This is a genomic window from uncultured Streptococcus sp. (assembly GCF_915066115.1).
Lineage (GTDB): Bacteria > Bacillota > Bacilli > Lactobacillales > Streptococcaceae > Streptococcus.
This window is the reverse complement of sequence record NZ_CAJZDT010000045.1, coordinates 1-12260: the sequence shown is the minus strand read 5'-3', so window position 1 is coordinate 12260 and position 12260 is coordinate 1. Positions and strand designations below refer to the sequence as shown.

Below are 12260 nucleotides of genomic sequence, written 5' to 3'. Positions count from 1 at the left end.
GTGTCCCTTATGTAAGGCATACTCATCCCAAGACATAATCTCGGTAAGTTGAGAAAAATCATGTTTAAAATGGAAGTCACTGAGCTTTCGAATGACAGTTTAAGTTGAAATGGAAAGCTGGCGTGAAATATCGGTCATAGAAGTCTTTTCAATCAATTTTTGAGCAATTTTTTAGCTTCCGCACTCAGGGCAAGATGGGGCATTGTAATTCAGTTTAGCGATGATTTCCTTATGTGTATCCATATTGATGATATCTACAATTTTGATATTTGAGTCTTTGATATCGAGTAGTTTTGTGATAAAATATAATTGTTCCATATGAATCTTTCTAATGAGTTGTTTTGTCGCTTTTCATTATAGGTCATATGGGACTTTTTTTCTATAACAAAATAGGCTCCATAATATCTATAGGGGATTTACCCACTACAAATATTATAGAGACCTTTTTATATTAGTAAGTACAAGATTGAGTGCATAATGGAATGTTTTATCTTTTGTGATAAAAAGTATCAAGAGATAGTAGATTCCACAGGTTGCAACAGTCGAGAGTACCATGAGTATCATATTGAGGTTGACTGTATAAGAGTTGATTTGGAAAAGAAATTTAAAAGTGAAATAAATTGGAATGAATCCGAGCGATACAATAGTATAGCGTGTTAAAGTAGTAAAGATTTCTTTTAAGTCAAGCAGATGATGCTTCTTGATAAAGTAAATTTCCAGTAGAACAACTACAGTTTCTGCAATAATAGTAGTAGCAATGTAGTACTCTGGTGCAAAAATATTATTGAAATACAAGATACTGTTGAGTAGGATATTAGATCCGCCACCAATAAAGTAAAAGGCTGTTAAACGATTTTCATTGTCGTTGATGAAGATAATCTGCTTACCAAGGATTAATTCAATGGCCCAAATGATAGTTCGAAAGGCGAAGATACTAGTCACAATACCAGCTTCAAGGTATTTTTCAGAAGAGTAGATGACAGTTGCGTAGTTCCCTAATACCATAATCCCAATACTGGTTGGAATGATGAGGAAGTAAAAGAGGGCAGCGCCTTGATTTAGAAGATTTTTATAAGACTCATAGTCTTTTTTACCGAGATAGTAGCCTAGACGTGGAATACTGACGTTGATAGCTCCACTCAAGACACTGGCAATTAACATGACGATGCTAGAAGTAATGGTATAATAAGAAATATAGTTTTCATCAGGGCCTTTGGTGATAAACATTCTATCAAGTAAGGTATAGAGCATGTTGGCGTTCGCTAGGAGAAGCATAGTCAGTGGTTTAGATGCTTTGACTAATTCGACAAGACCGATCTTAACAAAGGAAACTTCTCGCTTAATCCAGAGAAAACTGAGTAGATAGTTGAGAATTGTTGTTGCACTCATAATGATTGCATAAGGTACGATATCGTCTGGAGTTTTTACAAAGGTAAAGATTGCAACCAACATGGCTATTCGTATAATTAATGTCTTATATAATATAAAGGAGTAATTTTCATATGTTTCATTCATCCACTCAATATAGAGGAATTGGAAGAGTGCTTGTGCACCTAAAATATAGTAGAGAACTTTCAGATTTTCAATGCTGGTATCAAAAAAGATAATGAGGAAGTAGATACTAGTCATCAGGATAGAAGTGAAAACAGAAATATAAAACAACTTAGAAAAGACATAGTTGATTTTATTCTTATCATCCTTGACATTACTGACAGCTCGAATCCCATAGTTGTAAATCCCAAAGGCGGATAAAGGAATGACAAAGCTAGCCCAGGTATTGGCGGTATTGAAATAACCGTAGTTGGATTTGCTGAGAATCCGCGTCAGATAAGGATTGGTTATCAGAGGAAAAACGATATTGAGAACATTGACTAGTAAGCTAGTCAGTGCATTAACTTTTATATTTTCATTGTACTTTCTTTCTTGTATTGTAAAATGGTCTCTAGTATTATATTACATTCTCGCTTCATTCTTTTGATAAAATCGTAAAAATCTAGTATAATAGATAGAACTGAAAGTATGAGGTTACTAGCAATGAAAATGAAACAAATTAGTGATACAACTTTGAAAATCACGATGTCTTTAGAGGATTTGATGGATCGTGGCATGGAGATTGCTGACTTTCTCGTTCCTCAAGAAAAAACAGAAGAGTTCTTTTATGCTATCTTGGATGAGTTAGAGATGCCTGAGAGCTTTCTAGATACAGGCATGTTGAGCTTTCGTGTAACTCCAAAACCTGATAAGGTAGATGTCTTTGTGACCAAGTCAAAGATTGACCAAAATCTAGATTTTGAAGATTTATCGGATTTACCAGACATGGAAGAATTGGCTCAAATGTCGCCAGATGAATTTATCAAAACCTTAGAAAAAAGCATCGCAGACAAAACTAAGGATGATATCGAAGCGATTCAATCTCTAGAGCAAGTCGAAGCCAAGGAAGAAGAGCAGGAACAGGCTGAACAAGAAGTTGAAAGCAAGAAAGAGCCTTATATCTACTATATCCTTTCTTTTGCTAAGTTGGCTGACTTGGTGGCTTTTGCCAAGACAGTGACTTTTGAGATGGAAACTTCTGAACTCTACAAAATGAACGAGCGCTATTATTTGACCATTTTAGTGGATATTGAAAATCATCCAAGTCCATATCCAGCTTGGCTGTTGGCTCGTATGCGCGAGTTTGCGGACGATAGTGATATCAGTCGCTCAGTCTTACAAGAGTATGGTCAAGTCTTGATCAATCACGATGCCGTGCTCAATCTGCAAAAGATTGGATAATCATTTCTGGAAAGCTATTTCTAGATTTTAAGAAGAGCGAATCATCAGATTCGTTTTTTCTTTTCTAGACTGAAATAGTGATTTACTATAATAGGAATTTTCACAAAATTCTGTTATAATGGCTATAATAGAAAATTTCGAGGAGACAAACATGACAGTTAAAATTGCTTTACTAGGATTTGGTACCGTTGCAAGTGGTGTGCCTTTCCTCCTAAAGGAAAATGGAGAAAAAATCAATCAATCAGCACATTCAGAGATTGAAGTTGCCAAGGTATTGGTCAAGGATGAAGATGAAAAGAATCGCTTGCTTGCAGCAGGGAATGACTTTAACTTTGTAACCAATGTGGATGATATTTTATCAGACCAAGACATTACGATTGTAGTGGAATTGATGGGGCGTATTGAGCCTGCTAAAACCTTTATCACTCGTGCCTTGGAAGCTGGGAAACACGTTGTTACTGCTAACAAGGACCTTTTAGCTGTTCATGGTGCAGAATTGTTAGAAATCGCTCAAGCTAACAAGGTAGCACTTTACTACGAAGCAGCAGTAGCTGGTGGTATTCCAATTCTTCGTACTCTAGCAAATTCCTTGGCTTCTGATAAAATCACTCGTGTCCTTGGCGTGGTTAATGGAACTTCCAACTTCATGATGACCAAGATGGTGGAAGAAGGATGGTCTTACGACGATGCTCTTGCGGAAGCGCAAAGACTAGGTTTTGCAGAAAGTGACCCGACAAATGACGTAGATGGGATTGATGCAGCCTACAAGATGGTGATTTTGAGCCAATTTGCCTTTGGTATGAAGGTTGCCTTTGACGACGTAGCCCACAAGGGAATTCGTAACATCACACCAGAAGATGTAGCTGTAGCTCAAGAGCTTGGTTATGTAGTGAAATTGGTTGGTTCTATCGAGGAAACTCCTTCAGGAATTGCAGCGGAAGTAACTCCAACCTTCCTTCCTAAAGCGCACCCACTTGCTAGTGTAAATGGGGTAATGAACGCTGTCTTTGTAGAATCTATCGGTATCGGTGAGTCTATGTACTACGGACCAGGTGCGGGTCAAAAACCAACTGCAACAAGTGTTGTGGCGGATATTGTCCGTATTGTTCGTCGCTTGAATGATGGAACAATTGGAAAAGACTTCAACGAATATAGCCGTGACTTGGTCTTGGCTAATCCAGAAGATGTTAAGGCTAATTACTATTTCTCAATCTTGGCACCAGACTCAAAAGGTCAGGTCTTGAAATTGGCTGAGATTTTCAACGCTCAAGATATTTCCTTCAAGCAAATTCTCCAAGATGGAAAAGATGGTGACAAGGCGCGTGTCGTCATCATTACACATAAGATTAATAAAGCCCAACTTGAAAATGTTTCAGCTGAATTGAAGAAGGTTTCAGAATTCGACCTCTTGAATACCTTCAAGGTGCTAGGAGAATAAGATGAAAATTATTGTACCTGCAACCAGTGCCAATATCGGGCCAGGTTTTGACTCGGTCGGTGTAGCTGTAACCAAGTATCTTCAAATTGAGGTCTGTGAAGAACGTGATGAGTGGTTGATTGAACACCAGATTGGCAAATGGATTCCCCATGACGAGCGTAATCTCTTGCTCAAAATTGCCCTGCAAATTGTACCAGACTTGCAACCAAGACGTTTGAAAATGACTAGTGATGTTCCCTTGGCGCGTGGTTTGGGTTCTTCTAGCTCTGTTATCGTTGCTGGGATTGAATTAGCCAACCAATTGGGCCAGCTCAACTTGTCAGACCATGAAAAATTGCAGTTGGCGACCAAGATTGAAGGACATCCTGACAATGTGGCTCCAGCCATTTATGGTAATCTCGTTATTGCAAGTTCTGTTGAAGGGCAAGTTTCTGCTATCGTAGCAGACTTCCCAGAGTGTGATTTCCTAGCCTACATTCCCAACTATGAATTGCGTACTCGAGACAGCCGTGGTGTCTTGCCTAAAAAATTGTCCTACAAGGAGGCTGTTGCAGCTAGTTCTATCGCCAATGTGGCGGTTGCGGCCTTGTTGGCAGGAGACATGGTGACAGCTGGGCAAGCAATCGAGGGAGACCTCTTCCACGAGCGCTATCGTCAGGACTTGGTGAGAGAATTTGCGACGATTAAGCAAGTAGCCAAAGAGAATGGTGCCTATGCAACCTACCTCTCTGGTGCTGGGCCGACAGTTATGGTCTTGGCTTCTCATGACAAGATGCCAACGATTAAGGCAGAATTGGAAAAGCAACCTTTCAAAGGAAAACTTCATAACTTGAAAGTTGATACCCAAGGTGTCCGTGTCGAAGCAAAATAAAGAATAGATGATAGGATGGGGAAACTCTTGACTAGAGGGCTTCCTATCCTTTTTTTGAAAAGAATTCGAGTTAAAAACTTGATAAAGGAGAAATAAAGATGGCAGAAATTTATCTAGCAGGTGGTTGTTTTTGGGGTCTAGAGGAGTATTTTTCACGAATTTCTGGAGTGCTAGAAACCAGTGTTGGCTACGCTAATGGTCAAGTCGAAACGACCAATTACCAGTTGCTCAAAGAAACAGACCATGCAGAAACGGTTCAGGTAATTTATGATGAGAAGGAAGTAGCACTCAGAGAAATTTTGCTTTATTATTTCCGTGTCATCGACCCCTTGTCAATCAATCAACAAGGGAATGACCGTGGTCGCCAATATCGAACTGGGATCTATTATCAGGATGAAGCAGACTTGCCAGCTATCTACACAGTGGTGCAGGAGCAGGAGCGCATGCTGGGTCGAAAGATTGCAGTAGAGGTGGAGAAACTACGTCATTACACTCTGGCTGAAGACTACCATCAAAACTATCTTAAGAAAAATCCTTCAGGTTACTGTCATATCGATGTGACCGATGCTGAGAAGCCATTGATTGATGCAGCAAACTATGAAAAGCCTAGTCAAGAGGTGTTAAAGGGCAGTTTATCTGAAGAATCCTATCGTGTTACCCAAGAAGCTGCTACAGAGGCTCCATTTACCAATGCCTATGACCAAACCTTTGAAGAAGGGATTTATGTAGATATTACGACAGGTGAGCCACTCTTTTTTGCCAAGGATAAGTTTGCCTCAGGTTGTGGTTGGCCAAGTTTTAGCCGTCCGATTTCCAAGGAATTGATTCATTATTACAAGGACCTCAGCCATGGAATGGAGCGAATTGAGGTTCGTTCTCGGTCGGGGAATGCTCACTTGGGTCATGTTTTCACAGATGGACCGCGTGAGTTTGGTGGCCTCCGTTACTGTATCAATTCTGCTTCCTTGCGCTTTGTGGCCAAGGATGAGATGGAAGAAGCAGGATATAGCTATCTACTGCCTTACTTAAACAAATAAATCAGAGATGGTGGGTGCTTCCCACTTTCTTCATTTCCAGAATACGAATAGAAGGGATTTATGAAACACCTATTATCTTACTTTAAACCCTACATCAAGGAATCCATTTTAGCCCCCTTGTTCAAGTTACTAGAAGCTGTGTTTGAGCTCTTGGTTCCCATGGTGATTGCTGGGATTGTTGACCAATCCTTGCCCCAGAGAAATCAAGGACATCTCTGGATGCAGATTGGGTTGCTCCTTATCTTTGCAGTGATTGGTGTGGTAGTAGCCTTAATAGCCCAGTTCTACTCAGCTAAGGCAGCGGTTGGATTTGCTAAAGAACTGACAAACGACCTTTATCGTCATATTCTTTCCTTGCCCAAGGACAGCAGAGACCGTCTGACCACTTCTAGCTTGGTGACTCGCTTGACTTCGGATACCTACCAGATTCAGACTGGTATCAATCAATTCCTGCGTCTCTTTTTGAGAGCGCCTATTATCGTTTTTGGTGCCATTTTTATGGCCTATCGAATCTCAGCTGAGCTGACTTTCTGGTTCTTGGTCATGGTTGTCATTTTGACCATTGTTATTGTAGGGCTCTCGCGACTGGTCAATCCTCTCTACAGTAGTTTGAGAAAGAAAACGGACCAACTGGTTCAAGAAACGCGCCAGCAATTACAAGGGATGCGGGTTATTCGTGCTTTTGGGCAAGAAAAACGAGAGTTACAGATTTTTCAAACCCTTAACCAAGTCTATGCTATATTACAAGAGAAAACAGGTTTCTGGTCTAGTTTATTAACCCCTCTGACTTATCTGATTGTTAATGGAACTCTTCTCATCATCATCTGGCAGGGCTATATTTCAATTCAAGGAGGATTGCTCAGTCAAGGAGCCTTGATTGCTCTTATCAACTATCTCTTACAGATTTTGGTGGAATTGGTTAAGCTCGCCATGCTGATCAATTCTCTTAACCAGTCCTATATCTCAGCCAAGAGAATCGAGGAAGTCTTTGCAGAATCTCCAGAGGATATCCATGCAGAGTTAGAACAAAAGCAAGTTACTACTAATAAGGTTTTACAAGTTAAGGAATTAACCTTTACCTATCCAGATGCGGCCCAGCCTTCTCTGAGAGGCATTTCTTTTGATATGAAGCAAGGGCAAATCCTTGGTATTATTGGGGGAACAGGTTCTGGTAAATCAAGCTTGGTGCAAGTCTTACTTGGACTTTACCCATCAGACAAGGGAAGCATTGACCTTTATCGAGATGGATGTAGTCCTCTCAATCTTGAACAGTGGCGGTCTTGGATTTCCTATGTGCCCCAAAAGGTCGAACTTTTTAAGGGAACTATTCGTTCCAACTTGACTCTAGGCTTAAATCAAGAAGTGACTGATCAAGAACTCTGGCAATCCTTAGAAATCGCGCAAGCCAAGGATTTTGTCAGTGAAAAGGAAGGTCTCTTGGATGCCCTAGTTGAGGCAGGAGGGCGAAATTTCTCAGGCGGACAAAAACAAAGGCTGTCTATCGCACGAGCAGTCTTGCGCCAAGCTCCGTTCCTCATCCTAGATGATGCGACCTCGGCCCTCGACACTATCACCGAGTCCAAGCTTTTGAAAGCTATTCGAGAAAATCTGCCAAATACGAGCTTAATCTTGATTTCTCAACGGACTTCGACACTACAGATGGCTGACCAGATTCTCCTCTTGGAAAAAGGTGAGTTACTAGCTATCGGCAAGCACGAGGATTTGATGAAGACTAGTCAAGTCTATCGTGAAATCAATGCATCCCAACATGGAAAGGAGGACTAGCATGAGACGACAAACCGCAAATCAGACGCTCAAACGGTTAGCCATAGATTTAGCCACCCATCCCTTCCTCCTTTTCCTAGCATTTCTAGGAACTATTGCCCAAGTTGGTTTATCAATTTACCTACCTATTCTGATTGGGCAGGTCATCGACCAGGTCCTAGTGGCTGGTTCTTCACCAGTTTTTTGGCAAATTTTTCTTCAGATGCTCTTGGTAGTCATAGGAAATACTCTGGTACAATGGGCCAATCCTCTTCTTTATAATCGTCTAATCTTCTCTTATACCAGAGACTTGCGAGAGCGAATCATTCATAAGCTCCATCGTTTGCCGATTGCTTTTGTAGATCGGCAAGGTAGTGGTGAGATGGTGAGTCGTGTAACCACGGATATAGAACAGTTGGCAGCTGGTTTGACCATGATTTTTAACCAATTTTTTATTGGCGTCTTGATGATTTTGGTTAGTATTCTAGCCATGCTTCAGATTCATCTCCTCATGACTCTCTTAGTCTTGCTGTTGACGCCACTGTCTATGGTGATTTCACGATTCATTGCCAAGCGCTCCTATCATCTATTCCAGAAGCAAACAGAGACGAGGGGGATTCAGACTCAGTTGATTGAAGAATCGCTTAGCCAGCAGACCATTATCCAGTCCTTCAATGCTCAAACAGAGTTTATCCAAAGGCTGCATGAGGCTAATAACAATTACGCAGGCTATTCTCAGTCAGCCATCTTTTATTCATCAACGGTTAATCCTTCAACTCGCTTTGTCAACGCGCTCATTTACGCTCTACTTGCTGGAGTAGGAGCTTATCGTATCATGATGGGGTCCACCTTGACCATTGGGCGTTTAGTGACTTTTTTGAATTACGTCCAACAGTACACCAAGCCCTTTAACGATATTTCTTCAGTTCTAGCTGAGTTACAAAGTGCTTTAGCTTGTGCGGAGCGTGTCTATGCTGTCTTAGAAAGCTCTGAGGTAGCTGAAACAGGCAAGGAAGTCTTGACCAGTTACCAAGTGAAGGGTGCCATTTCCTTTAAACAGGTTTCTTTTGGCTACCATCCAGAAAAAATCTTGATTAAGGATTTATCTATTGATATTCCAGCAGGTAGCAAGGTGGCTATTGTTGGTCCGACAGGTGCTGGAAAGTCAACTCTTATCAATCTCCTCATGCGTTTTTACCCTATTAATTCAGGAGATATCTTGTTAGATGGGCAATCTATTTATGATTATACACGAGCATCATTGAGACAGCAGTTTGGGATGGTACTCCAAGAAACCTGGCTCAAGCAAGGGACCATTCATGACAATATTGCCTTTGGAAATCCTGATGCTAGTCGGGAGCAAGTGATTGCTGCTGCAAAGGCAGCCAATGCAGACTTTTTCATCCAACAGTTGCCACAGGGATACGATACCAAGTTGGAAAATGCAGAAGAATCTCTCTCTGTCGGTCAGGCCCAGCTCTTGACCATCGCCCGAGTTTTTCTAGCTATCCCTAAGATTCTTATCTTAGACGAGGCGACGTCCTCCATCGATACGCGGACAGAAGTGCTGGTACAGGATGCCTTTGCTAAACTCATGAAGGGGCGCACTAGCTTTATCATTGCTCACCGTTTGTCTACCATTCAAGATGCAGATTTGATTCTTGTATTGGTGGATGGCGACATTGTTGAGTATGGGAACCATCAGGACCTCATGGCTAGAAAAGGCAAGTATTACCAAATGCAGCAAGCTGCAGTTTTTAGCTCAGAATAAGACTTTCTCTTTTGAAATTTTATAGACGAAAAAAGTTGCCTTCGGGTGACTTTTTTGTTACAATAGCTAGAAAAATTATTCACTGTAAATTGTCTTATAGAAAAGGAGCCTAGAATGAAAGTCTATCAGCATGTAAATATCGTGACTTGTGACCAAGATTTCCATGTTTATTTGGATGGTGTCTTAGCCGTTAAGGATTCTCAAATTGTCTATGTCGGTCAAGAGAAGTCAGAGATTTTAGAGCAAGCTGAGCAGATTATAGACTATCAGGGAGCCTGGATTATGCCTGGATTGGTCAATTGCCATACCCATTCTGCTATGACCGGTTTACGAGGAATTCGGGACGACAGCAACCTCCATGAATGGCTCAATGACTATATCTGGCCTGCAGAAGCTGAGTTTACACCAGATATGACTACCAAGGCGGTCAAAGAAGCGCTGACAGAAATGCTCCAGTCAGGAACAACAACCTTTAACGATATGTACAATCCCAATGGAGTGGATATTGAGCGAGTTTATCAGGCAGTCAAGGCATCTAAGATGCGTTGTTATTTCTCACCGCCCCTCTTTTCTTCAGAGACAGAAACGACTGCTGAGACTATTACTAGAACTCGAGCTATCATCGAGACAATCATAGGATATGAAAATCCCAATTTCAAGGTTATGGTAGCCCCACATTCTCCCTACAGCTGTAGTAGAGACTTGCTGGAAGAGAGCTTAGATATGGCAAAAGAGCTGAATATTCCAATCCATATCCATGTGGCAGAGACCAAGGAGGAATCAGGAATTATCTTGAAACGATACGGTAAACGTCCCCTCGCCTTTCTAGAAGAACTGGGTTACTTAGATCATCCGTCTGTCTTTGCTCATGGGGTCGAATTAAATGAGCGAGAAATTGAACGCCTGGCAACTTCTCAAGTGGCTATCGCCCACAATCCTATCAGTAACCTCAAATTGGCATCAGGGATTGCTCCAATTATCCAGCTCCAAAAAGCAGGAATAGCAGTAGGAATTGCGACGGACTCGGTTGCTTCCAATAACAATCTAGATATGTTTGAGGAGGGACGGACCGCCGCTCTCCTACAGAAAATGAAAAGTGGAGATGCCAGCCAATTTCCTATCGAAACAGCTCTCAAGGCACTAACAATCGAAGGGGCTAAGGCCCTAGGAATGGAAAATCAGATAGGAAGTCTGGAAGTCGGTAAGCAGGCAGATTTTCTGGTTATTCAACCACAAGGAAAAATTCATCTCCAACCTCAGAAAAATATGCTCTCTCACCTTGTTTATGCTGTCAAATCCAGTGATGTTGATGATGTTTATATCGCTGGAGAGCAGGTCGTTAAGCAAGGTCAAGTCCTGACAGTAGAACTTTAAAAGAAAAATCACGAAAAATTTTAAAAAAAGTTTGCAAAAATCTTGCATTCTTTTTTTAACTATGATATACTTATATACGGTTTGAAAAAACTGCCTAAGACAGTAGGGGAGCTTGACTCATAAATATCCTACCGAGGACAAAACGTATCATGTAAAAAGAAGCGTATTGTACTTTCGTGTCTAGGTTTGGGCGCGTTTTTCTTTTGGAAAATTTACCCAAGCAAAATAATTACGGAGGTGAACACACTAATGAGTGAAGCAATTATTGCTAAAAAAGCGGAACTAGTTGACGTAGTAGCTGAAAAAATGAAAGCTGCTACATCTATCGTCGTTGTTGACGCTCGTGGTTTGACAGTTGAGCAAGATACAGTTCTTCGTCGTGAGCTTCGTGGAAGCGAAGTTGAGTATAAAGTTATTAAAAACTCAATCTTGCGTCGTGCAGCTGAAAAAGCTGGTCTTGAAGAACTTGCATCAGTATTTGTTGGACCATCTGCAGTAGCATTTTCTAACGAAGATGTTATCGCACCAGCGAAAATCTTGAACGACTTTTCTAAAAACGCTGAAGCACTTGAAATCAAAGGTGGTGCAATCGAAGGCGCTGTCGCATCTAAAGAAGAGATTCTTGCTCTTGCAACTCTTCCAAACCGCGAAGGACTTCTTTCTATGCTCCTTTCTGTACTTCAAGCGCCAGTGCGCAACGTTGCTCTTGCAGTCAAAGCGGTTGCAGACAACAAAGAAGACGCAGCTTAATCTTAAGCTACGCAGCGTAGCCTAGCTACAAAAAAATATTATAAATTTAAAAACTTATTTGGAGGAAATAACAATGGCATTGAACATTGAAAACATTATTGCTGAAATTAAAGAAGCTTCAATCCTTGAATTGAACGACCTTGTAAAAGCTATCGAAGAAGAATTTGGTGTAACTGCAGCTGCTCCTGTAGCTGTTGCTGCAGCTGGTGCTGCTGACGCTGGTGCTGCTAAAGATTCATTCGACGTTGAATTGACATCTGCAGGCGACAAAAAAGTTGGCGTTATCAAAGTTGTACGTGAAATCACAGGTCTTGGTCTTAAAGAAGCTAAAGAACTTGTTGACGGTGCACCAGCACTTGTTAAAGAAGGCGTTGCAACTGCAGAAGCTGAAGAAATCAAAGCTAAATTGGAAGAAGCTGGAGCTTCAGTTACTCTTAAATAATAGAGCAACTACATTAGTAGCTTAAAAACATGATTAAACCG

At 41.2% G+C, this 12260-nt stretch carries 10 protein-coding genes, 1 pseudogene and 1 other annotated feature; of the genes and pseudogenes, 9 read left to right on the top strand and 2 right to left on the bottom strand.

Annotated elements, in window-relative coordinates; all coding sequences use genetic code 11:
* A pseudogene (locus QZ565_RS04560) lies at positions 1 to 318 on the bottom strand (ISL3 family transposase); the annotation flags it as partial.
* A gap of 114 nt (positions 319 to 432) precedes the next feature.
* Positions 433 to 1929, bottom strand: a complete 1497-nt coding sequence (locus QZ565_RS04555) for an oligosaccharide flippase family protein (RefSeq protein WP_295526202.1) — start codon at positions 1927 to 1929, stop codon at positions 433 to 435.
* Positions 1930 to 2034: 105 nt separating this feature from the next.
* Here QZ565_RS04555 and mecA point away from each other — a divergent pair, with 105 nt between their 5' ends.
* From mecA to rplL, 9 genes are all read left to right on the top strand, one after another.
* The gene (mecA, locus tag QZ565_RS04550) at positions 2035 to 2772 is read left to right on the top strand and encodes an adaptor protein MecA (RefSeq protein WP_247931896.1); all 738 of its coding nucleotides are present in this window, start codon (positions 2035 to 2037) and stop codon (positions 2770 to 2772) included.
* A gap of 151 nt (positions 2773 to 2923) precedes the next feature.
* Positions 2924 to 4210 carry a homoserine dehydrogenase gene (locus QZ565_RS04545; RefSeq protein WP_261033164.1) on the top strand — a complete coding sequence of 429 codons (1287 nt, stop codon included), beginning with the start codon at positions 2924 to 2926 and terminating at the stop codon, positions 4208 to 4210.
* Between the two features lies 1 nt (position 4211).
* The gene (gene thrB, locus QZ565_RS04540; RefSeq protein WP_295526197.1) at positions 4212 to 5081 is read left to right on the top strand and encodes a homoserine kinase; all 870 of its coding nucleotides are present in this window, start codon (positions 4212 to 4214) and stop codon (positions 5079 to 5081) included.
* A gap of 98 nt (positions 5082 to 5179) precedes the next feature.
* On the top strand, positions 5180 to 6118 hold the full coding sequence (gene msrB / locus QZ565_RS04535) for a peptide-methionine (R)-S-oxide reductase MsrB (protein ID WP_295526195.1): 939 nt from the start codon (positions 5180 to 5182) through the stop codon (positions 6116 to 6118).
* Positions 6119 to 6178: 60 nt separating this feature from the next.
* Positions 6179 to 7903, top strand: coding sequence for an ABC transporter ATP-binding protein (locus QZ565_RS04530; protein ID WP_295526193.1), 1725 nt, complete (start codon positions 6179 to 6181; stop codon positions 7901 to 7903).
* Between the two features lies 1 nt (position 7904).
* The gene (locus QZ565_RS04525; protein WP_295526191.1) at positions 7905 to 9653 is read left to right on the top strand and encodes an ABC transporter ATP-binding protein; all 1749 of its coding nucleotides are present in this window, start codon (positions 7905 to 7907) and stop codon (positions 9651 to 9653) included.
* Positions 9654 to 9767: 114 nt separating this feature from the next.
* Positions 9768 to 11027, top strand: a complete 1260-nt coding sequence (locus tag QZ565_RS04520) for a TRZ/ATZ family protein (RefSeq protein ID WP_295526189.1) — start codon at positions 9768 to 9770, stop codon at positions 11025 to 11027.
* A 75-nt stretch (positions 11028 to 11102) separates the two neighbouring features.
* Positions 11103 to 11238: a sequence feature (ribosomal protein L10 leader region), on the top strand.
* Positions 11239 to 11276: 38 nt separating this feature from the next.
* Positions 11277 to 11777, top strand: a complete 501-nt coding sequence (gene rplJ, locus QZ565_RS04515) for a 50S ribosomal protein L10 (protein ID WP_295526186.1) — start codon at positions 11277 to 11279, stop codon at positions 11775 to 11777.
* Between the two features lie 73 nt (positions 11778 to 11850).
* A complete protein-coding gene (gene rplL / locus QZ565_RS04510) occupies positions 11851 to 12219 on the top strand; it encodes a 50S ribosomal protein L7/L12 (protein WP_001196965.1) in 369 nt (122 codons plus the stop codon).
* The last annotated feature ends 41 nt before the right edge of the window (positions 12220 to 12260 follow it).

Coding starts and splice junctions, on each gene's coding strand:
- mecA (WP_247931896.1), top strand. CDS start 2,035: ATGAAAATGAAACAAATTAGTGATACAACTTTGAAAATCACGATGTCT.
- QZ565_RS04545 (WP_261033164.1), top strand. CDS start 2,924: ATGACAGTTAAAATTGCTTTACTAGGATTTGGTACCGTTGCAAGTGGT.
- thrB (WP_295526197.1), top strand. CDS start 4,212: ATGAAAATTATTGTACCTGCAACCAGTGCCAATATCGGGCCAGGTTTT.
- msrB (WP_295526195.1), top strand. CDS start 5,180: ATGGCAGAAATTTATCTAGCAGGTGGTTGTTTTTGGGGTCTAGAGGAG.
- QZ565_RS04530 (WP_295526193.1), top strand. CDS start 6,179: ATGAAACACCTATTATCTTACTTTAAACCCTACATCAAGGAATCCATT.
- QZ565_RS04525 (WP_295526191.1), top strand. CDS start 7,905: ATGAGACGACAAACCGCAAATCAGACGCTCAAACGGTTAGCCATAGAT.
- QZ565_RS04520 (WP_295526189.1), top strand. CDS start 9,768: ATGAAAGTCTATCAGCATGTAAATATCGTGACTTGTGACCAAGATTTC.
- rplJ (WP_295526186.1), top strand. CDS start 11,277: ATGAGTGAAGCAATTATTGCTAAAAAAGCGGAACTAGTTGACGTAGTA.
- rplL (WP_001196965.1), top strand. CDS start 11,851: ATGGCATTGAACATTGAAAACATTATTGCTGAAATTAAAGAAGCTTCA.